General features: G+C 40.9%; 23 protein-coding genes. 22 read left to right on the forward strand and 1 reads right to left on the reverse strand.

Annotated elements, in window-relative coordinates; genetic code table 11:
- The first annotated feature begins 7 nt into the window (after positions 1-7).
- The 22 genes from IQ10_RS01910 (at position 8) to IQ10_RS02015 (ending at position 21,989) form a co-directional block, all read left to right on the forward strand.
- Positions 8-880 carry a YitT family protein gene (locus IQ10_RS01910; protein ID WP_144448785.1) on the forward strand — a complete coding sequence of 291 codons (873 nt, stop codon included), beginning with the start codon at positions 8-10 and terminating at the stop codon, positions 878-880.
- 73 nt (positions 881-953) lie between these two features.
- Positions 954-1,340 (forward strand): c-type cytochrome, encoded by a 387-nt coding sequence (locus IQ10_RS01915; protein ID WP_144448786.1) that lies wholly within the window; start codon positions 954-956, stop codon positions 1,338-1,340.
- Between the two features lie 332 nt (positions 1,341-1,672).
- Positions 1,673-2,359 (forward strand): cell division ATP-binding protein FtsE, encoded by a 687-nt coding sequence (gene ftsE / locus IQ10_RS01920; RefSeq protein ID WP_144448787.1) that lies wholly within the window; start codon positions 1,673-1,675, stop codon positions 2,357-2,359.
- Entirely contained in the window at positions 2,349-3,242 is an 894-nt protein-coding gene (ftsX, locus tag IQ10_RS01925) for a permease-like cell division protein FtsX (protein WP_144448788.1), read from the forward strand. The genes ftsE and ftsX overlap by 11 nt, the downstream gene beginning before the upstream one ends.
- A gap of 63 nt (positions 3,243-3,305) precedes the next feature.
- Complete coding sequence (locus IQ10_RS01930) at positions 3,306-4,640, forward strand: murein hydrolase activator EnvC family protein (protein ID WP_144448789.1); 1,335 nt, start codon at positions 3,306-3,308, stop codon at positions 4,638-4,640.
- 314 nt (positions 4,641-4,954) lie between these two features.
- Entirely contained in the window at positions 4,955-6,424 is a 1,470-nt protein-coding gene (locus IQ10_RS01935) for a S41 family peptidase (protein ID WP_144448935.1), read from the forward strand.
- A gap of 109 nt (positions 6,425-6,533) precedes the next feature.
- Positions 6,534-7,718 carry a PDZ domain-containing protein gene (locus tag IQ10_RS01940; protein ID WP_144448790.1) on the forward strand — a complete coding sequence of 395 codons (1,185 nt, stop codon included), beginning with the start codon at positions 6,534-6,536 and terminating at the stop codon, positions 7,716-7,718.
- A gap of 291 nt (positions 7,719-8,009) precedes the next feature.
- Complete coding sequence (motA, locus tag IQ10_RS01945) at positions 8,010-8,810, forward strand: flagellar motor stator protein MotA (protein WP_144448791.1); 801 nt, start codon at positions 8,010-8,012, stop codon at positions 8,808-8,810.
- A complete protein-coding gene (gene motB, locus IQ10_RS01950; RefSeq protein WP_144448792.1) occupies positions 8,803-9,537 on the forward strand; it encodes a flagellar motor protein MotB in 735 nt (244 codons plus the stop codon). Before motA ends, motB begins: the two co-directional genes overlap by 8 nt.
- Before the next feature lie 76 nt (positions 9,538-9,613).
- On the forward strand, positions 9,614-9,838 hold the full coding sequence (locus IQ10_RS01955; protein WP_144448793.1) for a DUF2198 family protein: 225 nt from the start codon (positions 9,614-9,616) through the stop codon (positions 9,836-9,838).
- A 336-nt stretch (positions 9,839-10,174) separates the two neighbouring features.
- Complete coding sequence (gene uvrB, locus IQ10_RS01960; RefSeq protein ID WP_144448794.1) at positions 10,175-12,154, forward strand: excinuclease ABC subunit UvrB; 1,980 nt, start codon at positions 10,175-10,177, stop codon at positions 12,152-12,154.
- 5 nt (positions 12,155-12,159) lie between these two features.
- Complete coding sequence (gene uvrA, locus IQ10_RS01965) at positions 12,160-15,030, forward strand: excinuclease ABC subunit UvrA (RefSeq protein ID WP_144448795.1); 2,871 nt, start codon at positions 12,160-12,162, stop codon at positions 15,028-15,030.
- Positions 15,031-15,307: 277 nt separating this feature from the next.
- Complete coding sequence (locus IQ10_RS01970) at positions 15,308-16,414, forward strand: DUF4097 family beta strand repeat-containing protein (protein WP_144448796.1); 1,107 nt, start codon at positions 15,308-15,310, stop codon at positions 16,412-16,414.
- Between the two features lie 10 nt (positions 16,415-16,424).
- The gene (locus IQ10_RS01975; protein WP_144448797.1) at positions 16,425-16,628 is read left to right on the forward strand and encodes a PspC domain-containing protein; all 204 of its coding nucleotides are present in this window, start codon (positions 16,425-16,427) and stop codon (positions 16,626-16,628) included.
- Positions 16,625-16,969 carry a phage holin family protein gene (locus IQ10_RS01980; protein ID WP_144448798.1) on the forward strand — a complete coding sequence of 115 codons (345 nt, stop codon included), beginning with the start codon at positions 16,625-16,627 and terminating at the stop codon, positions 16,967-16,969. Before IQ10_RS01975 ends, IQ10_RS01980 begins: the two co-directional genes overlap by 4 nt.
- Before the next feature lie 166 nt (positions 16,970-17,135).
- Positions 17,136-18,074: an HPr(Ser) kinase/phosphatase gene (gene hprK / locus IQ10_RS01985; protein WP_144448799.1), complete on the forward strand. Its 939-nt coding sequence runs from the start codon at positions 17,136-17,138 to the stop codon at positions 18,072-18,074.
- Positions 18,075-18,094: 20 nt separating this feature from the next.
- A complete protein-coding gene (lgt, locus tag IQ10_RS01990; protein WP_144448800.1) occupies positions 18,095-18,961 on the forward strand; it encodes a prolipoprotein diacylglyceryl transferase in 867 nt (288 codons plus the stop codon).
- A gap of 87 nt (positions 18,962-19,048) precedes the next feature.
- Entirely contained in the window at positions 19,049-20,002 is a 954-nt protein-coding gene (locus tag IQ10_RS01995; RefSeq protein ID WP_144448801.1) for a nucleoside recognition domain-containing protein, read from the forward strand.
- Positions 19,992-20,639 carry a pyrophosphatase PpaX gene (gene ppaX, locus IQ10_RS02000; RefSeq protein ID WP_144448802.1) on the forward strand — a complete coding sequence of 216 codons (648 nt, stop codon included), beginning with the start codon at positions 19,992-19,994 and terminating at the stop codon, positions 20,637-20,639. The genes IQ10_RS01995 and ppaX overlap by 11 nt, the downstream gene beginning before the upstream one ends.
- Positions 20,636-21,154, forward strand: a complete 519-nt coding sequence (locus tag IQ10_RS02005) for an acyltransferase (RefSeq protein WP_144448803.1) — start codon at positions 20,636-20,638, stop codon at positions 21,152-21,154. The genes ppaX and IQ10_RS02005 overlap by 4 nt, the downstream gene beginning before the upstream one ends.
- Positions 21,155-21,219: 65 nt before the next feature.
- Positions 21,220-21,471 (forward strand): response regulator transcription factor, encoded by a 252-nt coding sequence (locus IQ10_RS02010; protein ID WP_144448804.1) that lies wholly within the window; start codon positions 21,220-21,222, stop codon positions 21,469-21,471.
- 173 nt (positions 21,472-21,644) lie between these two features.
- A complete protein-coding gene (locus IQ10_RS02015) occupies positions 21,645-21,989 on the forward strand; it encodes a PilZ domain-containing protein (RefSeq protein ID WP_144448805.1) in 345 nt (114 codons plus the stop codon).
- Between the two features lie 398 nt (positions 21,990-22,387).
- Here the strand turns inward: IQ10_RS02015 and IQ10_RS02020 are convergent, their stop codons facing one another.
- Positions 22,388-23,239, reverse strand: coding sequence for an NlpC/P60 family protein (locus tag IQ10_RS02020; RefSeq protein ID WP_144448806.1), 852 nt, complete (start codon positions 23,237-23,239; stop codon positions 22,388-22,390).
- Positions 23,240-23,319 lie beyond the last annotated feature (80 nt).

Genomic DNA, 23,319 nt, shown 5'->3' on the forward strand with positions numbered 1-23,319 from the left:
GAGGCTGATGGGAAGACCTCGTAAAAGGCGAGAGCCGCGTAGTAGTGTGAGGCAATTATTGATTGATTATACATATATTTTGATTGGCTCGGCGATTGTCGCCATTACGTTTAATTTGTTTTTGCTGCCCAATAGAATTGCCTCAGGTGGGGTGAGTGGGATTAGTACAATCCTCAATCACGTCATCGGTATTGAACCAGCTTTTACTCAATGGGCATTTAATATTCCGTTATTTATTCTTGGTGTGCTGCTTCTTGGTGGGTTTAAATATGGGGTGAAAACGCTTGTTGGTACTGTTTTTCTACCGCTTGTCGTTTTTTTAACGAGAGATTGGTCAGTTGGCTTTGAAGATCCATTACTTGGAGCTTTATTTGGTGGAATTGGGGTCGGCCTTGGGCTTGGAATTGTATTTCGGGCCAGCGCGAGTACAGGTGGAACGGATTTAGCTGCGCAAATCATTCACAAGTATAGCGGAATCTCGATTGGGGTATGTGTCTTCTTAATAGATGGATTAATTGTGATCACGTCTGCAGTTGTTTTTGGAATAGAATTAGCATTATATGCGTTAATTGCATTATTTGTGACAGGAAAAACGATTGATTTAGTGCAAATGGGGGTAGGATATGCAAAGGTAGCTTTAATTATCTCCAATCATCAAGAAGAAGTTCGTCAAAGTATTTTGCAAGATGTCGATCGTGGTGTGACCAGGTTGAGTGGATATGGCGGATATACAGATGAGGAACGTCCTGTCCTAATGTGTGTCGTCAATCAAAGCGAGGTCACAAAATTGAAACATATTGTCAAAGCTGTTGACCCACAGGCGTTTGTGATTGTTACAAATGCTACTGAAGTGCTTGGAGAAGGATTTAAGCGCGCCTAAAGATGGAAAAATCAGCTATAATATGCTTGGAGGAAACTCCAACAAAAAACGATCTTGAATGGAGGGTATTTGAATGAAGAAATTTCTACTTGCTTTAGGTTTAGGTGCTGTTGTCGCACTTACAGCTTGTGGTGGTGCAGAAGAGGCTCCTGAAGAAGAGGTACCAGCTGAGGAAGCTCCAGCTGACGAAGCAGAAGTACCAGCAGAAGATGCTGAAGCTCCTGAAGAAGCAGCAGCAGGTGACTTTGATGCAACAGCTGCACGTGCAACATACGAAGCTAGCTGTATTGGCTGCCACGGTGGCAACTTAGAAGGTGCTATGGGTCCTGCACTAGCTGGCGGTACTTTAACTGCTGAAGAGATTGAAAGCATCATTCATAATGGAAAAGGTACAATGCCTGCACAAAATCTTCCTGATGAAGAAGCTGCAAATCTTGCTGCTTGGATTGAAGCTCAATAATTAGGATGGACATGACCCACTCAAAAGAGTGGGTTTTTAGTTATGGAAACTTTTGATCATTAAAGTCATTTCCAATATTTTCAGTAATTGCTGCGAAAAATGATTAGCCGTTAAGGCGAATACGCAGAAAATCGCTAGTTAACGCTTTTGTTAGTAGGGAAATATTCACAAAATTGCAACTGAGATGACAGCCTTGAAATCAAATTGTAATATAAATGACCCACCATCCTTTTTAATAAATGGTATAATGAATGAGGCAAGCGACAGGATGATGTAAAAAATTCAGTATTTCTACAGGATTCTCTAGCGGATTAGTAAGGAAGTGATTTTGTTTGATCGAAATGATTGATGTTTGGAAAAGTTATTCCAATAATGTTAAAGCGATTAATGGAATTAACATAAAGATTAAAAAAGGTGAATTTGTTTACGTCGTCGGTCCGAGCGGGGCAGGAAAATCAACTTTTATTAAGATGATGTATCGTGAGGAAAAACCGACAAAAGGTGATATTTTAATTGATGAAGTGAATTTGTCGAACATGAAGGAAAAGGAGATTCCTCTTTTAAGAAGAAGAATCGGTGTCGTTTTCCAAGATTATAAACTACTTCCAACTCTATCAGTTTATGAAAATGTTGCATTTGCATTAGAGGTCATTGAAGAAGACCCAACTGTAATTAAGCGTAAAGTGATGGATGTTTTAGAAATTGTTCGTTTGAAAAACAAGGCGAGATTTTTACCGAGTGAATTATCAGGAGGCGAACAGCAGCGAGTAGCAATTGCTAGAGCGATTGTAAATAAGCCAGAAGTGCTGATCGCTGATGAACCGACAGGGAATCTCGATCCAGATACAGCATGGGAAATTATGAACATCTTAGATGATATCAACCACAATGGTACAACGATTGTCATGGCAACGCATAATAAAGATATTGTTAATACGATTAAAAAGCGTGTTTTGGCGATAGAAGGTGGACGAGTAGTTCGAGATGAAGTAAGGGGGAGCTACGGCTATGAAGCTTAGAACCCTTGGACGTCACGTTCGAGAAGGAAGTAAAAATTTAGGACGTAACGGCTGGATGACATTTGCATCAATCAGTGCTGTGGCTGTGATGCTGTTTGTTGTAGGAGCGTTCTTATTATTAATTATGAATATGAATCATTTCGCATCAACGATTGAAGACGATGTTGAGATTCGTGTGTACATTGAGCTAACTGCTTCGCAAGAACAACAAGACGAGCTACGCACCCAGATCGAAACGACACAGAATGTGGAATCGGTCGTTTTCTTGAGTAAAGAAGAAGGGTTAGATCAATTAATTAATAGTTTAGGTGATCAAGGTCAGGTGTTTGAATCAACCCGAGAAGAAAATCCATTGAACGATGTTTTCATTGTCCGGGCACATAGTCCACAGCTAACAGAGACAGTAGCAGAGGATCTTGGACACTTGCCTTATGTTGAACGAATTAATTATGGACAAGATGTCGTTGAACGTTTATTCGCCTTTACCGAACTGTTTCGTACAGTTGGAATTGTCCTCGTCGTTGCAATGATGCTTACAGCTATGTTTTTGATTGCGAATACGATTAAGCTGACAATTGTTGCAAGAAAACGTGAAATTCAAATTATGAAACTTGTCGGTGCAACAAATGGATTTATCCGTTGGCCGTTTTTTATAGAAGGGATGCTGCTAGGGGTTATCGGATCTTTTATTCCAATTTTGATTATTGGATTCGGGTATTCGTACCTGTTGACTAATTTTGGACAACGATTTGAAGTTACGTTCTTCACCCTAATACCTGTATTCCCTGCAATGTGGCAGATTGCTGCATTACTTATTGGAATCGGTGCGTTTATTGGGGTCTGGGGTAGCCTAGTATCAGTACGGAAATTTTTAAAAGTTTAAGTCTAGTAAACTAAAAAAGAAAAAATAGATTTATTTGGTAAGGACATGAGGAGGAACATTTGAATGAAGCAAAGGTGTAAACTTGTCGCGGTAGCATTGTTACTTGTCACTAGTTCTGTAGGGTTGGGTTCATTTGATCAGACGGCATCGGCAAACAGTATCGAAAATAGAATTTCTGATGTCAAACAAGAGCGTAATCAAAAGCAACAAGAGGCACAAAAGACGAAAGAGGAAATTGAAAAGCTAGAAAAAGAAATGAATCAATTAAACGAGGAAATTCGCGAAATTGACCATAAAGTGGCAACGACAAACCAAAACATTCGTGAAAAACGTGCTGAAATTAAAAAGGTACGTGAGCATATTGAAACATTACAAGAGGAAATTGTCGTACTAGAAAAACGGATTGCAGAACGCGATGCTTTGTTAAAAGATCGTGCACGTTCAATGTATCAATCTGGAGGCTCGGTTAATTACTTAGAAGTTGTACTTGGATCAAAAAGCTTTGGTGATTTCCTTGAGCGTGTCAGTGCCTTATCGGTCATTGCTCAACAAGACCGCAATATTATAGAAGCTCATTTCGCGGATCAGGAAAAGCTTGAAGAGACAAAAGCTAAAGTCGAATCAGAGCTTGCTTCACTTGAAGTACAGCAAGCTGAATTAGAAAGCTTAATGGCTGATTTGGAAGAACAAAGAGCACAGAAAGATGATTTAATGTCTCGTCTTGAGTCAAAAGAAAACGATTTACATGCTGATTTAGGTGAACTTGAAAATGCAGAGGAAATCTTACGTTCTCAGGAAGCGGCATTAAAGGAAGAGCTAGCTGCATATGAAGAACGTCAACGTCAGGAAGCGGCAGCGGCAGCGGAAGCAGAGCGTCAAGCAGCTGAACGTCAACGTCAAGCAGCGGAAGCGGAGCGTCAAGCTCAAAACCAACCATCTTCAAGAAATGGTGGTGGCAGTGCTCAAGTGCATAGTGCACCAGCTGTAACGAATTCAGGATTTATGCGTCCTGCTACTGGGTCGATTACGTCAACATATGGTCAACGTTGGGGTCGCATGCATCACGGTATTGATATTGGTAAAAACGGACGTTCTGGTGACGTGCCGATTGTAGCGGTTCAAGATGGTACTGTCGTTGAAGCACGTTACATGAATGGATACGGTAACACGGTTATCATTGCTCATTATGTAGACGGTCAACTCATTACCACATTGTCTGCTCATATGGAAAATCTAGGTGTCTCAAAAGGACAACGTGTTTCTAAAGGTCAAACAATCGGATTAATGGGTAATACTGGACGTTCATTTGGTGCACATCTTCATTTTGAAGTTCATGAAGGTGGCTGGAACGGCGCTAAATCAAATTCAGTTGATCCATTAAGATATATACCTCGATAATAATGTTTTTAAACCCCATTTTCTCAGAAGTATTTATGAGCAATGGGGTTTTTTCTAACAGAAACTGTTAACAATCAAGCTCTTTTATCTCTTTGACTTATTGTAAATCTTTGACTAGAATGAGGGTATTCGAAAAGAAACATAACATGTCCAAGCTAGTCATAAAGTTAAGGGAATAGGTGTAGATGAATTTAGTGTGATCATGAAGTAAAGACATTGTCTAAACGTGTAGGCTTAAATGAAGAAAATGGAATAGCAGGCAGTTGCGAGTGCCTGAAAAATATGCTGTTTTCTGTGAGACGGAATGGGAGTTGATGCAGGTGAATAAGAAACAAATGCTGTTGCTTATTATTGTTGTACTTGCTGTTGGAGCATATGGTTTCTTCTTTCTAACAGATCAGGCTAGGATTCCGAACCAAGCATCTACCTCGGTAGGAAGCGGAGAGGTGGCAGAATCCTCGGAAATGACAGATGAGGAGCTACTAGCCAAGTTTGAGAAAGCGATGGAAATCATTCAAGAGCAATATGTTGAAGACGTTAGCGAAGAAGAACTTCTTCAAGGTGCAATTGAAGGAATGCTTCAATCACTAAATGATCCATATTCTGTTTATATGGATCAAGAAACAGCAAATCAGTTTATGGAGTCCTTAGGCTCACATTTTGAAGGGATCGGCGCAGAAGTGAGCATGACGGACGGGAAAGTGACAATTGTTGCGCCGTTCCGTGAGTCGCCAGCAGAACGTGCTGGACTTAGACCGAATGATAAGATTATTGAAATTGATGGAAATTCGATTGAAGGGTTATCCTTGTATGAAGCGGTATTAAAAATTCGTGGTGAACAAGGAACAACGGTTCACCTAACAATTGAACGTGCTGGAGTCAATGAATTTCTTCAAATTCCTGTAGAGCGTGATGAAATTCCGATTGAAACGGTTCGATCAAGTGTGATTGAACGTGACGGAATGAAAGTGGGGTTGCTTGAGATTACCTCTTTTTCTGAGGATACAGCAGCTCGTTTTCAGGAAGGTTTAGAAGAGCTTGAAGCACAAAATATTGACGGGCTTCTTATTGATGTGCGTGGAAATCCTGGTGGCTATTTGAATGCGGTCGAAGATATTGGTAAGTTAATTATTCCTGGTGGTCAACCGATTGTTCAAATTGAAAACCGAGCAGGGGAGAAAGTTCGCTACATGTCTTCACTAGAGGAGCCAAAGCCATACCCTATCGTTGGAATTACTGACGGGGCATCGGCATCGGCATCTGAAATTTTGGCTGCTGCATTAATTGAAGCAGGTGATTATGATGTTGTCGGTGAGCAGACGTTTGGAAAAGGAACAGTGCAACAAACGATTCCATTTGAGGATGGTAGTGAATTGAAGCTATCCCTTTTCAAATGGTTAACCTCAGACGGAAATGATATTAATGGAGAAGGGGTAAAGCCTACTGTCGAAGTCAGACAGCCTGATTATTTCTACAGTGCTCCAATTACTGTAGAAGAACCTTTCAAAATAGATATGATGAGTGAGCACATTAAAAATGCTCAAATTATGCTAAAGGGTCTTGGTTTTGAGCCTGGTCGAACAGATGGTTACTTTGATGAGCAGACAGAACAAGCTGTGCTTGCGTTCCAGCAATCAAATGACTTGCAAGCAAGTGGAGAATTAGATGAGGAGACGGCTTCGATTTTGCAAGAGCGTATTGTCGAGCAAGTGCGAGAACAGGCAAACGATAAGCAGCTGCGAACGGCCATTGAATTAGTCATCAAACAGGCAAACGAATTTTAATAAAGGAACAAGCATAACGAGTGTCGAATAAATAAGGTACATCCTACGTGTGTCACGATGGGTGTACCTTTTGTTAAGGAAGTGCAGAACAGTTGAAGGAGTATCAACTATGATAGATATTTTCATAAGCATTGGATTATTTTTTGCCTACTTTTTTGCAAATCCGCTCCTGTATCTTGGTTTTGCCGTCATTTATTGGCTTTCGGCGCAAAGAGTAAAGCAGGAGAGAGAAGCTTTTCATACGAGAGTATATGGTCGAGTATCTGATTGGGTTATTCCGTTTGTTCCAGCACTTTTAACAGGACTTGGATTGTCTGTTATAACTGTTGGATTAGGAATTGTGTTGACCTTAGAATTGATTTTGATTTTAAGTGTATTGTCTATACTTGTTGTGCTGACGTTTCAAGTTCGATGGATGACTCCTGCCTTTGTGCTCGGAGCTCTGTTGCTTTTTTATGGTAGCGAACCACTTCTTGGAGGTGTAGAGCTTTTTGCGCCAGTCTATGAAGAGCTCTCTGCTGTTCCACTGTTTGTCATTGCTAGCTTACTAGCATTATTGGTCATCGCAGAAGGAACATTAATTCGAACGAACGGTGTGAGCTATACGTCACCGAAGCTTGTGCGAAGCAAGCGTGGGAAATGGATCGGACTTCATGAGACGAAGCGGCTTTGGATTGTTCCCATTATTTTCTTTGTGCCAGAAGGAATGATTCCTGCCGCATCATATTGGCCGATTTTTCCAGTTGGTGAAGGAGGATGGCAGCCAGTATTGCTTCCGCTTCTCATTGGTTTTCAGCAACAAGTGCGTGCGACTGTGCCGACGATCCCAATGCGTACAATGGGGCTTCGAGTGATGGCTCTTGGAATCCTATTTGCCATACTTGCAGTTGGAAGTTATTATGTTCCATTTTTAGCCGTTGTGCTAGGTGGATTAGCGATTGTCAGTCGTGAGCTCCTTTGGGTGTTGGCGAAAGCTCGCGATGAGAGGCAGCCTGCCTTTTTCTCATCTCTACCTAAGGGATGTATCGTTCTCGGAATTTTACCAGGAAGTCCAGCTGATAAGATGAAGATTGAGGTTGGAGAGGTGATCACGAAGGTTAATGGACAAGCTGTAAATAGTGAGGAAGGCTTTTATGAAGCGTTACAGCTTAATTCGGCTTTTTGCAAACTAGATGTCCTTAATACGGACGGAGAAGTTCGTTTTGCTCAAGGGGCCCTCTATGATGGCGGACATCATCAGCTCGGTGTGTTACTCGTAAAAGATGACGTCGAGCTACAAAATTCGATTATTTAACACAGAGGGGCTACATGCTCTTCTGTGTTTTTTATTTTAGTAGGTCAAACTTTGTAGAGGCCGCAAAAAGCAATAGTATGTGGCTAAGAGCACCAACCTTGCCTCAAGTACCTCATTTTAAATTTATACATTTTTCGACAATTATCCTTTAATTACCTATTAAATAGGTAATCAGTAAGATGTTAGGGGGATGGATGATCAAATATAATCAAGAAAAATGGATACATAAGTCTAAAATGATTTGTTTTTTTATGTTTTTAAGGTCATTTAGATTGAGAAATGGGTGAGATTATGGACAAGATGTCATTAATAGGTATTATTTTGGGTGTTGCTTCCATCATTATTGGGATGGTCTTTAAAGGAACGAGCTTAATGGTTTTACTTAATCCTGCGGCAATTATCATTATTTTAGTAGGGACGGCTGCGACAATTTTAATTGGTTTTCCTGCAAGTGAAGTGAAAAGGATTCCTAAGTTAATGAAAGTCTTATTTTTTAACCAAAAGGTTCCTGATGTCGCAGAATTAATTAAGCTATTTGTTAACCTCAGCTCACTTGCTCGTAGAGAAGGTATTTTGGCATTAGATGCGGAAGTCGATTCCATTGAAGATCCTTTTTTAAAACAAGGAATGAAAATGGTGGTCGATGGGCTAGATCCAGATTTTATTCGAGATACCATGGAAGTTGAGCTTGAAGTCATGGAGGAAAGACATTTATCAGGGGCGGCTATTTTTAGTCAAGCGGGTACATATGCCCCAACTCTTGGGGTACTCGGGGCTGTTTTGGGATTAATTGCAGCTCTTGGAAATTTAAATGATATTGATGCTCTCGGATATGCGATTGCGGCTGCCTTTGTTGCGACTCTTTTCGGTATCTTTACTGGTTATGTAATGTGGCATCCGTTTGCGAACAAATTAAAGCGTAAATCTAAGCAAGAAATCATGATCAAAAGTTTGATGATTGAAGGTGTGCTATCTATTCAGTCTGGTGTGTCTCCACGAGCGATTGAAGACAAGTTAAAGGTATATGTACCAAGTACAGAAAGATATAAATTAGAAGACTCATTAGGCCAAGGAGACAAGGATAATGGCTAGAAAAAGAGGAAAGCATCATGAGGATCATATCGATGAAACTTGGCTCATTCCTTATGCTGATATGTTAACGCTTTTGCTCGCTCTTTTTATCGTCTTATTTGCCGTAAGCTCTGTTGATGCAGAAAAATATCAACAGGTTATGATTTCCTTTAATCAAAATCTTCAAGGAGGTACAGGCGTGATGGAATATCCACAGCCTATGCCTGAGAGCACTGTGAATCCAGAAGATAGTGATGTTGAAAATATGAGAGCCCAAGAGCGTCTACAATTAGAAGAGCTAAAAGTAGAAATCGATAAGTATATTGAAGATAATAACCTAGGCTCAGAGCTTCAGACTAATTTATCATCAAATGGTTTACTTTTAACGATTTTAGACAATGCGATCTTTTATTCTGGAAGTGCAGAAGTGCATCCTGAAGCGAGAAGGTTAGCTGAGGCCATTTCAGGCTTGCTTGTATCAGATCCACCGCGACAAATCGTTGTGGCTGGACACACAGATGATGTTCCGATAAACAATGAAGAATACCGTTCTAATTGGGACTTAAGTTCAGATCGGGCGCTTAATTTCATGAAAATCTTACTGGAAAACGATCAGCTAAACCCTGGTCATTTAAGTGCAACCAGTTACGGAGAATATCATCCCGTTGCATCCAATGAAACGAGCGAAGGAAGAGAACAAAATCGTAGGGTTGAGGTTTATATCTTACCAAACTATAGCTTAGAGTAAAATTAATGGTACTATTATAAAGAGTGTTCAACCTGAACAAGAAAACTAAATAGGATAAAGGAGTTCGAAAAGACGGATGATGGATATAGCACTTGCACTTGTCATCCCGTTTCTCTTGATGATTGTCGTTACACGCGTAACCTTCAGTTTGATAGGGGCCTGTATTGTGACTTGGATGGTAGCCTTTTTTGTACTAGGAATCCATGAGCAATCATGGATGGTCGGGGTGGTTGCTCTTTTATCATTTGCGGGAGGTCTTGTTGTTGCACGCAAGAGACTACAACGTAAACCTGGGATGTGAGAGTCGGGAAACCGGCTCTTTTTTCTGTCTTCAAAAGGACAAGTGTGACAGCCTCTTAGGAGGGGCATGGTTTGCGATCGTTTGGAGGGGGTAAAAATGAATAGAAGGTGCAAAATACGAGTTTGGTTACTAAAGACGTCTCTTCAGCTAATATAAAGAGAATTAGGCTAATAAACGGTCTTTTCGGATAATAAACAGGTTTTCTCCCGTAGTGCGGTTGTATTGGCCGCTCTCTTCTTTATCTAAACGTACGTTTGTTCGTATTGTTTGCGTTTTTAGCGTTTGTCTGTGATATAATAATGGATACTGATAACAGTTGTTGAGGAGGTTTTGTCGTTGAGTCAATCGTTTGAGCTTGTTTCGCCATATAAACCAGAGGGGGATCAACCTGAGGCTATACGTAAGCTCGTCGAAGGAATCCAAAAAGGGGAGAAGCATCAAACCTTGCTTGGAGCAACTGGAACGGGGAAGACATTTACGATGTCAAATGTCATTCAAGCCGTGAACAAGCCGACGTTAATTATGGCACACAATAAGACACTTGCTGGACAATTATATAGTGAGTTCAAAGAGTTCTTTCCAAATAATGCAGTTGAGTATTTTGTTAGTTACTATGATTATTATCAACCTGAGGCATATGTGCCTAGTTCAGATACGTTTATTGAAAAAGATGCAAGTATTAATGATGAAATCGATAAGCTACGTCACTCGGCGACAAGCGCTTTGTTTGAACGAAGTGATGTCATTATTATAGCCAGTGTTTCGTGTATATACGGATTAGGTTCGCCGGAAGAATATCGTGATTTGGTTGTTTCCTTACGTATTGGGATGGAAATGGATCGTAATGAACTGTTGCGTAGTCTCGTTGATATTCAATATGACCGGAATGATGTTAATTTCACACGTGGAACGTTTCGTGTTCGTGGTGATGTTGTGGAAATTTTCCCAGCTTCACGTGATGAGCAGTGTATACGTGTCGAGTTTTTCGGGGATGAAATCGATCGGATGACAGAGGTCGATGCCTTAACGGGTGAGATTAAGGGTGAACGTAATCATGTGGCCATCTTTCCTGCTTCCCACTTCGTTACACGAGAGGAAAAGTTAAAGAAGGCGATTGCAAATATTGAAATCGAGCTTGAGAAGCGTTTGAAGGAGCTTCATGAAGCAGGTAAGCTTCTTGAAGCACAAAGGCTTGAGCAACGAACGCGCTATGACATTGAGATGATGAGTGAGATGGGATTTTGTTCAGGGATTGAGAACTACTCTCGTCATTTGACATTGCGTGAAGCAGGCGCCACACCATATACGCTTCTGGATTTCTTTCCTGAAGACTTTCTCTTAATTGCTGATGAGTCGCATGTGACATTGCCGCAAGTGAGAGGGATGTTTAACGGGGACCGAGCGCGAAAAGAGGTCTTGGTTAATCATGGCTTTAGACTTCCTTCTGCTTTGGATAACCGTCCGCTTCGTTTTGAAGAATTTGAGAAAAAGGTGAATCAAGCAGTCTACGTATCCGCAACACCTGGTCCGTATGAGCTTGAACATACACCAGAAATGATTCAACAAATTATTCGTCCAACAGGCTTACTTGATCCAACGATTGATGTTCGTCCGATTGAAGGGCAAATTGATGATTTAATTGGTGAAATCCATGCACGAACCGAGCGTAATGAGCGTGTTCTTGTGACGACATTGACGAAAAAAATGTCTGAGGATTTAACTGATTATTTAAAGGAAATCGGTATAAGAGTCCGTTATTTACACTCTGAAATCAAAACATTAGAACGGATTGAGATCATTCGTCAGCTGCGGATGGGAACGTTCGATGTGTTAGTCGGGATTAATATGCTTAGAGAAGGGCTTGATATACCAGAAGTTTCACTAGTGGCGATTTTGGATGCTGATAAAGAAGGCTTCCTACGTGCGGAGCGTTCATTGATCCAGACAATTGGGCGTGCTGCTCGTAATGAAAACGGTCATGTCATTATGTATGCCGATAAGATGACGAATTCGATGAGAATTGCTATAGATGAAACGGCGCGTCGTCGCTCGATTCAGGAAGAGCATAATAAAAAGCATGGTATTACACCTAAAACGATACAGAAGAAGATTCCAGAGGTCATTCAAGCGACTCAAGTGGCTGAAGATGCTGCTGATGACAAGTATGCCGTACCTGCAGCTAAGCTTAGCAAAAAGGAGAAGCAAGCGATGATCGAACGAATGGAGAAGGAAATGAAGGATGCAGCGCGTGAGCTTAATTTTGAGCGTGCAGCTGAGCTTCGTGACCTTGTCCTTGAATTGAAAGCGGAAGGGTGAGGACGTTGGCAATAGAGAATATTGTTGTTAAAGGAGCGCGCTCCCACAACTTGAAAAACATTGATGTGACAATTCCACGAGATAAGCTAGTTGTTTTGACTGGTTTGTCTGGATCAGGGAAATCGTCGCTTGCTTTTGATACGATTTATGCAGAAGGTCAACGACGCTATGTCGAGTCGCTATCCGCATACGCTCGTCAATTTCTTGGTCAGATGGATAAACCAGACGTCGATGCCATTGAAGGTTTGTCTCCTGCCATATCCATCGACCAGAAAACAACAAGTCGTAACCCGCGGTCAACGGTTGGGACGGTTACGGAAATTTTTGATTATTTACGATTACTATATGCCCGTGTTGGACGTCCTGTTTGTCCGACGCACGGGATCGAAATTTCGTCGCAAACAATTCAACAAATGGTCGACCGATTAATAGAGTATCCAGAACGCACGAAAATGCAAATTCTTGCCCCGCTTGTGTCAGGCCGAAAAGGGACGCATGTGAAGGTACTTGAAGATATGAAGAAACAAGGTTATGTGCGCGTACGTGTTGACGGTGAAATGCGTGAAGTCGCAGAGGAAATTGAGCTTGAGAAAAACAAAAAGCATAGCATCGAAGTCGTGATTGACCGAATCGTGATCAAAGAAGGGATCGAAACGCGTTTGGCTGACTCGCTTGAATCAGCTCTAGCACTTGCAGATGGTCGTGTGCTTGTTGACGTGATTGGGGAGGAAGAGCTTTTATTTAGCCAGCATCATGCCTGCCCAGAATGTGGATTTTCAATTCCTGAGCTAGAACCACGCATGTTTTCCTTTAATAGTCCGTACGGGGCATGTCCTACTTGTGACGGGCTTGGGGCAAAGCTTGAGGTCGATATCGATTTAGTCATTCCTGATCGAACAAAATCATTACGTGATCATGCGATTGCTGCTTGGGAACCAACGAGCTCACAGTATTATCCGCAATTACTTGCAGCTGTGACAGCTCATCTTGGCATTGATCTTGATATGCCAGTGGAAAATATTCCAGAAGCTTTGTTTGATAAAGTGTTATACGGAACTGGGAAAGAAAAGATTTTCTTCCGTTACGAGAATGAATTTGGTCAAATTCGAGAAAATGATATCGTCTTTGAAGGTGTCATGAACAATGTCGCGAGACGGTACCACGAAACGAGCTCGGATTATATTCGGGAACAAATGGAAACGTACATGGCACATAAGCCTTGTCCAACATGTAAAGGATTTCGTTTGAAACGGGAAGCACGTGCTGTTTTTGTTGGTAGTAAGCATTTAGGAGAAGTTGCTTCCCTTTCTGTCAAAGAGGCGATTCGTTTCTTTGATCAAGTCGAGCTGACGGAAAAGGAATTCGCCATTGCGCGTCTTATTTTAAAAGAAATCAATGATCGACTAGGTTTTTTAATGAATGTCGGTCTTGATTATTTATCATTAGCACGACCAGCTGGAACACTGTCGGGTGGAGAAGCGCAGCGCATTCGACTTGCAACTCAAATTGGTTCTTCATTAATGGGTGTGCTCTACATTTTAGATGAACCATCGATTGGCTTGCATCAGCGCGATAATGATCGCTTAATTGAAACGCTTGAGCATATGCGTAACATTGGGAATACGCTCATTGTCGTCGAGCATGATGAAGATACGATGATGGCGGCTGATTATATTATTGATATCGGGCCAGGTGCAGGGATTCACGGTGGACAGATTATTGCGCAAGGAACGCCTGAGGAGATTATGAACAATGACCAGTCGCTAACAGGTCAATATTTATCAGGCAAAAAGTTTATTTCCATTCCAAGTGAGAGACGTTCGTCTGATGGACGTTCGTTTACAGTCAAAAAAGCAAGTGAAAATAATCTTAAAAACGTATCTGTGACATTTCCACTCGGCCAGTTTATTGCGGTCACAGGTGTATCTGGATCAGGAAAAAGTACGCTGATTAATGAAATTGTTTACAAGTCGCTTGCGCAAAAGCTGCACCGTGCAAAAGAGAAGCCAGGTCAGCATAAGGAGATTGTCGGGCTTGAGGAAATTGATAAAGTGATTGACATTGACCAATCACCAATTGGTAGGACGCCTCGTTCGAATCCAGCGACATACACGAGTGTCTTTGATGATATCCGTGATGTGTTTGCGATGACGAATGAAGCAAAGGTGCGTGGCTATAAGAAGGGCCGTTTTAGTTTTAACGTTAAAGGCGGACGCTGTGAGGCATGTCGTGGTGATGGGATTATTAAAATTGAAATGCACTTTCTCCCAGATGTCTATGTCCCTTGCGAGGTTTGCGAAGGCAAACGCTATAATCGTGAAACACTTGAAATCAAGTATAAAGGGAAGACGATTGCTGATGTACTTGAGATGACCGTTGAAGAAGGCGTTGAATTTTTTGAAAACATTCCTAAGATTAAACGAAAAATCCAAACGCTTGTCGACGTAGGTCTTGGTTATATTCGCTTAGGTCAGCCAGCGACTACGTTATCAGGTGGGGAAGCACAACGTGTGAAGCTTGCCTCCCAGCTTCATAAGAGAGCGACGGGAAAAACACTCTACATTCTCGATGAGCCGACAACGGGGCTTCACGTTGATGACATTGACCGTCTTTTAAACGTGTTGCAGCGTCTTGTCGATAATGGCGATACCGTTCTTGTGATTGAGCACAATCTTGATGTCATCAAAACCGTGGATCATATTATTGACCTTGGTCCTGAAGGTGGAGATAAAGGCGGACAGATTGTGGCAGAAGGTACACCAGAACAAGTAGCGGAAGTGAAAGGATCTTATACAGGAACGTATTTAAAGCCTATCCTCGAGCGAGACCGAGCACGAATGGATGAACGTATTCGTGAAAAAGAATTAACATTATAAAAAGATGAAACGTACTTTTTCATCAAGACGTATATATGAATAGATGAAGAGGGTACATGAATGTAGAAAACATTTCTCAACGATTGTACCCTTTTTATTGATAGAAAATGTTCATGAGTCTTTTCTCGCAACTTAGGATGTATTTTTTTTCTGTCCAACTAGGAACGAACCAACTTTTACACAAGAAAGAAGCATGTAGTCCATTTAAGCGTTAGATACGTTTTTGCTAGGTTATGTCACAGTTTTTCTAAATCAACTTTATTAAGGAGTGGGATGAATGGAAGAACGTAAAATGATATTGAAGATGATCGAGGACGGAAAAATCACGGCCGAGGAAGGAATCAAGCTTCTTGAAGCGATGGAAAAAAGTGATTCATCAACGGAGAAGGTAGAAAAACCAGCATCGAATGTATCGACGAACGTGAATTGGGATGAAGGTGATAGCTACCGCAAGCATACGCGTCAAACGAAGGTATCAGCAACAAATTTCTTTACTTCCTTTATTGAAAATACAATTCAAAAAATCAAGGATGTCGATTTAGACTTTAATTTTGGTGCTGCTGTGGAAGTTGATCATATTTTCCAACACCGCGATGTATCACCAACGTCTCTTGATGTTTCGCTTGAGAATGGATCAATAACGTTTAAGCCTTGGGATGAAACGGATGTACGAGTTGAGTGTCAGGCAAAGGTGTACAGGGTCAAGGATAGTGAGGAAGCGAGACGTTATTTTACACAGGAGTCTGTGTTCCGCGTTGATGACAATAAGCTGCTTTTTCATACAAAGACAAAATCGATGAAGGTTCAAGCGACTGTTTATGTGCCACGGACAACTTTTAAGCATATTAAGCTCTATACGTTTAATGGTCAAATTAATGGGGAACAGATTGATGTCGATACATTTGATGTGAATGCGATGAACGGGGCGCTCACGTTCTCGTCTGTCAAAGCGAACAAAGTGTTGGCCGAAACGGTTAATGGTGCGATTGAATATAAGGACGTTAAGGTCGATGTCTTAGATGTCAAAACGATTAATGGCGCGATCACGCTAGCTGGTCAAATTCAAGATGTGGACGCTGAAACGGTCAATGGTTCGATTACGTATGAAATGGATCAATTAACAGAATCGGGCTATGCAGACTTAAAGGCAACAACAGGCAGTATTCACTTACTTATTCCGAAAACGCTTCGTGTGGAAGGTAAGTTGAAAACTAATGTTGGGAGCTTTTCCGTTGATTTAACGGATTATGAAGTATTAGAAGAAAGAAAAGACTTTGCGCAAAAGTCTTTGAGCTTTATCGGCAATCAGCATTCATCACCGCGGATTAAGTTGAGTGCATTGACGAATACTGGATCGGTCAATGTGAAAGATCGATCAGAATGAGGTGAGTGAAATGAAGCGGTTATACCGTTCACAATATGAGCGAAAAATAGCAGGTGTCTGTGGTGGACTGGCAAAATACTTCTCTATGAACCCGACGATCGTTCGGATCCTTGTCGTTGTATTAGCGCTCTTTACGGCAGCATTCCCTGTTATTGTTGGTTATCTGATTGCAGCTGCAATCATTCCAAACGAAAAGGATGTGAGCGCTGAGTGAGATGGATCATTGGGTTACTGATTAATGCGGTGATTCTGATGGGGATTGCTTATTTATTCGACGGCTTTCATCTATCAGGATTTTTGGCAGCGATCATTGCGAGTTTGTTGCTATCGATTGTAAATGCCATTGTCAAACCGATTTTGATTGTGCTCACCTTACCGATTACGCTCCTCACACTCGGACTATTTCTTTTTGTGATTAATGCTTTAACATTGATGCTAACAGCGGCACTTATGGGCAGTGCGTTTGATATTGATGGGCTCGGAATGGCAATTGTTGCTGCGATTCTGATCACGCTGATTCAAACCTTTATCGTTAAGCCAATTCGAAATGGATAATGCGAGAATCAGATCTGTGTCTTTCTACAAGGAAAGAGACAGATCTTTTTGCTTTGTAAAAATGGCAGCACTTCATCTTGAAAATTCGTGTCCGTATCCGTTTTTGTGCTAAAATGGAAAACGTACTGACACGTTTAGATGAGACAGTGAAGGTGGGATTAATAAAGTGGCAAAGGTAACAGCAAATGATTTGTTAGAAGAGTTTCAACTAGAAATTTTAGCAGGTGAAGAGGGAATATACAGGCCGATTACGACGAGTGATATTTCCAGACCAGGAATTGAAATGGCTGGTTTTTTCACGTATTATCCCGCTAAACGATTGCAACTGCTTGGACGAACGGAGCTTTCTTTTTTTGAGCAGCTAAGCAATTATGATAAAGAAGATCGAATGGAAAAGTTGTGTACATATGATACACCTGGGATTATCATTTCACGTGGTTTAGAAGCGCCAAAAGAATTGCTGGCGGCAGCGGAGAAGGTTGGTGTTCCCCTTCTGCGTTCGAATATGACGACAACAAGATTGAGTAGTAGTATAACGACTTTTTTAGATAGCCATCTTGCCCCCATGACGGCCGTACATGGTGTACTCGTTGATATTTACGGGATTGGCGTCTTAATAACAGGGAACAGTGGAGTCGGGAAAAGTGAAACAGCGCTTGATCTCGTTAGACGTGGACATCGTCTTGTAGCGGATGACTCTGTGGAGATTCGCCAAGTAGAGGAAGGTACATTGGTTGGACGTTCCCCAGAGCTGATCCAGCATTTACTGGAGATTAGAGGACTGGGAATTATCAATGTCATGACGCTATTTGGTGCTGGAGCTGTGCGTCCTTTTAAACGGATTTCACTCTGTATTAATCTTGAGCTTTGGGATCAAAACAAAGCCTATGATCGACTTGGTTTGGAAGAAGAGAAAATGAAAATTATCGATTCCGAAATAACAAAGCTAACAGTCCCTGTCCGACCTGGGCGGAACTTAGCTGTTATTATTGAAGTCGCTGCGATGAATTTCCGTTTAAAGCGTCTTGGTATTGATGCAGCACAAGAGTTTTCGGAAAGGTTAACGAGTGTGATCGAAGCAGGAGATCACGACGAATTTCAATAGAAATGAAGTGAGGTGAAAGTATGGAGGGAAATATTGAACCGTTAAGTCGAGTCTTTCTCGAAATCGGTCCATTTACAATTTATTGGTATGGTGCCATTATTGGATTAGGTGTCTTTTTAGGATACATGCTCGCATCAAGGGAATCTGTTAAGCGTGGCATGCCAAAGGAGACATTTGCTGATTTACTTTTATATGCGATTCCTATTTCGATTATTTCAGCCCGAATTTATTATGTGATTTTTAGATGGGATCAATTTGCAGATGATCCCATTCGCGTCTTCTATATTTGGGAAGGTGGGATCGCGATTCATGGGGCGCTCATTGGTGGCGTGTTGACGGCTTATTTCTTTGCCAAAAAGCATAATCTATCATTTTGGCAGCTTGCTGATGTAGCTGCGCCAAGTATTTTACTTGGGCAAGCAATTGGTCGTTGGGGTAACTTCATGAATCAAGAGGTATACGGTAGATCTGTTTCAAGAGAATATTTAGAAGGTCTGTTCTTACCTGAATTTATTATTAATCAAATGTATATTGACGGGACGTATTACCATCCGACATTTTTATATGAATCGCTTTGGAGCTTAGTCGGTGTGGCCATATTATTATGGTTGCGTCGCTTAAATCTTCGCCAAGGTGAAATTTTCTTTACGTATGTGATTTGGTATTCAGTTGGCCGGTTCGTGATCGAAGGCATTCGCCTAGATTATTTGCTTATTGGTGGTGTGTTAAAGACTGCACAAGTGATCTCCATTGTATTGATTGTTGGAGCGGTTATTCTCTGGATTTATCGCCGAAAGCAGCCAGACACACCGCGCTATCATGATCTAGCTCTACCAGTGAAGAGTACAAAAAAAACAGCAGCAACGAAAAAGAAGAAAAAGAAATAGAGAAATGGAGTTCAAAAGGGATATTTTAAAAGGAAAGACGGTCTTTTTTGAACCTTCTCTTTGGAGGAGATAGGAGGGGAGGGATTCATGGGCATGTTAAAGCGCGGACTATTAGTTGGTTTAAAGACGACATGGACGCTAGGGAAAATTATTTTTCCAATTACGTTTCTTGTTACAATTCTAGGTCATACTCCTGTTCTTGGATGGATTGCGAGTATTCTTGCTCCTATAATGGGTGTGATTGGATTGCCTGGGGAAGCTGCGATTCCACTTGTGCTCGGAAATGTGCTGAACTTATATGCGGGAATAGGGGCGATTTTAACGCTAGAATTAACGGTCAAGGAAGTATTTATTCTGGCGATGATGCTCTCTTTTTCGCATAGTTTATTGATTGAATCAGCTGTTGCTGCGAAGGTCGGTATTCGGATGTCTGTCGTTCTTGCTGTACGCATCTTTTTAGCGCTTTTATCGGCATTCTTGATCCATCTTTTTTGGTCAGGAGGACAAGAAACGGCTCAGTACGGTTTCGTATCCCAAGTATCACAGCCTGAAATAGAAGGTTGGCTTGCTATTGCTTGGAGCGGTGTCACAAGCGCAACTCTTGGTATCGTTCAGCTTGCGATTATTGTTATTCCATTGATGGTTGGGGTTCAAATTATGAAAGAGCGCAACTGGCTGAAGGTTGTCTCAAATGGAATGGCGCCTGTTACGAAGATGTTAGGAATTAAGGAGAATACTTCGACAACACTTGCCTCGGGTCTTTTATTTGGCCTTGCATTCGGAGCAGGTGTGATGATTCAGGCTGTGAAGGAAGACGGCGTATCAAAGAAGGATTTGTATCTTGTCTTTATCTTTCTTGTCGCCTGTCATGCGGTTATCGAGGATACGTTGATTTTCATCCCTCTTGGCATTCCTGTTTGGCCACTGCTTATTATTCGAATTATTACTGCAATACTACTTACAATGGCTGTCGCTTATGTATGGAGACGGCTTGAAAAGAAACAAGAGCTAGAGAGAAAGGAAGCAACCTATGAACATTGATACGCTTTTATTTGATCTTGATGGAACACTTATAAATACGAACGAATTAATTATCGCATCATTTCTTCATACGCTTGATCAGTATAAGCCAGGAGAATACACACGTGAAAAGGTCATTGAATTTATTGGACCACCCCTTGCGGATAGCTTTATCACAGTTGATGCGAACCGAGTTGAAGATATGATTCAGACGTACCGGACCTTTAACCATGAGAAGCATGATGAACTTGTTGAAGAGTATGAAGGGGTTTATGAAACGATTGAACGTTTGCACGAGCTAGGGTTCAAAATGGCAATCGTCACAACAAAAATTCGTAAAACAGCATTAATGGGTCTTAAATTAACAGGGCTTGATAAATTTTTTGATGTCGTTGTTGGGCTTGATGATGTCGAAAACGCAAAACCAGATCCTGAACCGCTTGAAAAAGCACTTGCTGCACTTGGTTCCACGAAGGAAACGGCCATGATGGTTGGTGATAGCCAATTTGATGTGCTAGCTGGAAAGAACCTGGGTGTTCCAACAGCTGTTGTTGGTTGGTCGATTAAAGGTGAAGAAAAAATTCGTACTTACGAGGCTGACTACATTCTCTCCAATATGCGTGACTTGATTGCGATTGTTGGAGCTGACAAATCATGAGTCGGAAAACGGAGCGTTTCCCTGTAGATTCAGCGAATTCGCTCTGGCATATTTACCGTACCGTTCCCTTTTTTAAAGTCGTTAAAAACTTTATCGTCATCCAGATAGCGCGTTACACCCCGCTTTTAAAAGTGAAAAACTGGTTGTATCGTACGTTTTTACGGATGAAGATTGGTGATGAAACGGCGGTTGCATTAATGGTGATGATGGACATTATGTTTCCAGAACGGATTTCGATCGGGCGCAATACGATCATCGGCTATAATACAACAATACTTGCTCATGAGTATTTAATAAAAGAGTACCGACTTGGGGATGTGATCATTGGGGATGAAGTGATGATCGGAGCAAACACCACGATCTTACCAGGAGTGACAATTGGAGATGGTGCGATTGTCTCGGCTGGTACGCTCGTCCACCGAGATGTCCCTGCTGGAGCATTTGTCGGCGGAAATCCAATGCAAGTAATTAAGCATCCAGAAGAAATGAAATCTGAACAGTCGTTTAGCGAATAGCTAGGACGGCTGTTTTTTTTGTTTGCAATATTATTTAAATAAACGTTTGTTTAAATGATATTGCATTGTCAGGGTTGAATAAAGGCGCTTATGATTACATTTCAAAGCCTTACAGAGTAGATGAAGTCGTTGCTCGTGTAAATGTATTAAGAAGAACGAGTCAGACAGAAGAAGATCGGGATACTAAGAAATTTGGTCATCTACTCATTGATTTTAAAGCGTACAGAATCATTTTAAATAATCAGGAAGTTTTGCTTACTCCTAGAGAAATACGGAACTTCATTTTGAACATCCAAAGCAAGGCAGGAAGCATCTAAATGAAAGATGCTTCCTGCTATTTATTTTTTAAAAGTAAGAATGATTACGAAGTACAAAGAAGCCAGCAGGTTGACTGAGTAAAAAATATTTAGGACTTGAGATCTATTCGTATAAATGATTACTATTTTAAGACGATATAAGTATAAAAAGAACTTAATGTGGCGGTGTTTATGTGATCAATCGACGATTAAACAAAAGAATAAATTTAAAACCTCCAATAGCGGCAAAGGCAAAAATATTTGAATTTGAAAATGTCGAATTGGTATCTGATCGGTATGCTTTGTTTCATGTTGAAAATATAAGTTTAACAGGCCTTCGCTTAAGATCAGATTTGGATTTTCCAATTATGAAAGAATTGATTTTGTCATTAGAAGTATCGTTGTTCGGCAGAGAGAATTATTTATTAGGAACAATCGTTTGGAAAAAGAAGTCTGGTGAACAATTTGTATATGGCTTTGAAATAAGATCGACAAACATCGGTTATATGCAATCAGTAACCCTTTTAACAAAAGAATAGCATTTGAATGAAAACAAAGCATTACAACTATAAGCAGTCAGTTATTTCTTATTAACGTTAAGAAAGTTGCGATTTCTTCAAAATTCTGCGCCTATAAATACAAAAAAGTAGTCTCGTGTAACGAGACTGTTCACCATGTCGTTTACCACACGAGCAACGTGATTTTCTGGGATTAAATCTGAATAATCCATAGGAAGAATCAGTTGGTTCATGTTATAATATTTAAAAGTAGCCAGATGGTTGCACATAAAAATCGCTCCTTGTTGAATGTTTGTTGTGGTGACTTCATTTTAAACGATAGGGCGATTTTTTTGTGCACTTTTTTATTTAAAATGACAAAAAAGAGGGCTGTCCCATAAGGTCATAAAATGACCTTATGGGACAGCCCCGTTTGCTATTTAATCGGTGATTATGACTTTACTTTCTTTTGAATTCCATTCAACATTTGCTCCAAGTGCTTCGCTAATAAAGCGAAGTGGTACGATCGTTCTTCCGTTGATGATTTGAGCAGGTTCGTTAAGTGAAATACTTCCATTATTAGTCTGTGCTGATGTTTGACCAATAATGAGAGAAACAGATTGGTCATTGCGAACGCCGTTAATTTGTTTGTTAGCTCCATCCCATTCAATGTTTGCACCAAGAGATTCGAAGATGGCTCTCATTGGAACGAGTGTACTTCCATTCACGATGATAGGGTTTTGATCAAAAGAAAGAGCCGTTCCGTTAAGTTCTACAGTAACACTATTGTGGTGTGACGCCATAGACGCTGCTTTCACTTGTGAATCTGGTTGTGATTGAGCAGCAGATATAACACGACGTGCTCCGAGGTAACGCGGGTTCCAATATGAATTACCTAGACTTGAAATCGTTATTCCCTGTGATGAGGAAGAATGAATAAACTGATTATTACCAATGTAAATACCGTTATGCGATGGACCACTATTATATGTTCTAAAAAAGACTAAATCACCAGGCTGCAGGTCATTTCGTGAAACTGAAGTTCCTACCCTATATTGCTCTGCTGCTGTTCTTGGAAGTGAAATACCTGCTTGAGCAAATGCATAGCCAGTAAAACCTGAACAATCAAAGCCTGACGTAGTTGTACCACCCCAGCGATAAGGTGTTCCTATTTGTTCTTTTCCTGCTGAGATAATTTGATTCGCAGTTGATTGCGCATATATCGTCTCTGTTCCAATAGCTGAATATGTAACCAAAGCTGTAAGTAGTAAAAATATATATTTTTTAAACATAATGCACTCCTTCTAAAAAATCAAAATTTAGGTTTAATTTCTTGCCTGCAGGGAATACTGTAACATATATGTCCTATTTT

This window comes from Halalkalibacter nanhaiisediminis, assembly GCF_007830185.1.
Classification (GTDB): domain Bacteria; phylum Bacillota; class Bacilli; order Bacillales; family Bacillaceae_D; genus Halalkalibacter; species Halalkalibacter nanhaiisediminis.

Coding starts and splice junctions, on each gene's coding strand:
- ppaX (WP_144448802.1), top strand. CDS start 19,992: ATGAACATTGATACGCTTTTATTTGATCTTGATGGAACACTTATAAAT.
- lgt (WP_144448800.1), top strand. CDS start 18,095: ATGGAGGGAAATATTGAACCGTTAAGTCGAGTCTTTCTCGAAATCGGT.
- IQ10_RS01970 (WP_144448796.1), top strand. CDS start 15,308: ATGGAAGAACGTAAAATGATATTGAAGATGATCGAGGACGGAAAAATC.
- IQ10_RS02020 (WP_144448806.1), bottom strand. CDS start 23,239: ATGTTTAAAAAATATATATTTTTACTACTTACAGCTTTGGTTACATAT.
- motA (WP_144448791.1), top strand. CDS start 8,010: ATGGACAAGATGTCATTAATAGGTATTATTTTGGGTGTTGCTTCCATC.
- motB (WP_144448792.1), top strand. CDS start 8,803: ATGGCTAGAAAAAGAGGAAAGCATCATGAGGATCATATCGATGAAACT.
- IQ10_RS01915 (WP_144448786.1), top strand. CDS start 954: ATGAAGAAATTTCTACTTGCTTTAGGTTTAGGTGCTGTTGTCGCACTT.
- IQ10_RS01975 (WP_144448797.1), top strand. CDS start 16,425: ATGAAGCGGTTATACCGTTCACAATATGAGCGAAAAATAGCAGGTGTC.
- IQ10_RS01935 (WP_144448935.1), top strand. CDS start 4,955: ATGCAGGTGAATAAGAAACAAATGCTGTTGCTTATTATTGTTGTACTT.
- IQ10_RS01955 (WP_144448793.1), top strand. CDS start 9,614: ATGATGGATATAGCACTTGCACTTGTCATCCCGTTTCTCTTGATGATT.
- ftsX (WP_144448788.1), top strand. CDS start 2,349: ATGAAGCTTAGAACCCTTGGACGTCACGTTCGAGAAGGAAGTAAAAAT.
- IQ10_RS01995 (WP_144448801.1), top strand. CDS start 19,049: ATGGGCATGTTAAAGCGCGGACTATTAGTTGGTTTAAAGACGACATGG.
- IQ10_RS01940 (WP_144448790.1), top strand. CDS start 6,534: ATGATAGATATTTTCATAAGCATTGGATTATTTTTTGCCTACTTTTTT.
- IQ10_RS02005 (WP_144448803.1), top strand. CDS start 20,636: ATGAGTCGGAAAACGGAGCGTTTCCCTGTAGATTCAGCGAATTCGCTC.
- IQ10_RS01930 (WP_144448789.1), top strand. CDS start 3,306: ATGAAGCAAAGGTGTAAACTTGTCGCGGTAGCATTGTTACTTGTCACT.
- IQ10_RS01910 (WP_144448785.1), top strand. CDS start 8: ATGGGAAGACCTCGTAAAAGGCGAGAGCCGCGTAGTAGTGTGAGGCAA.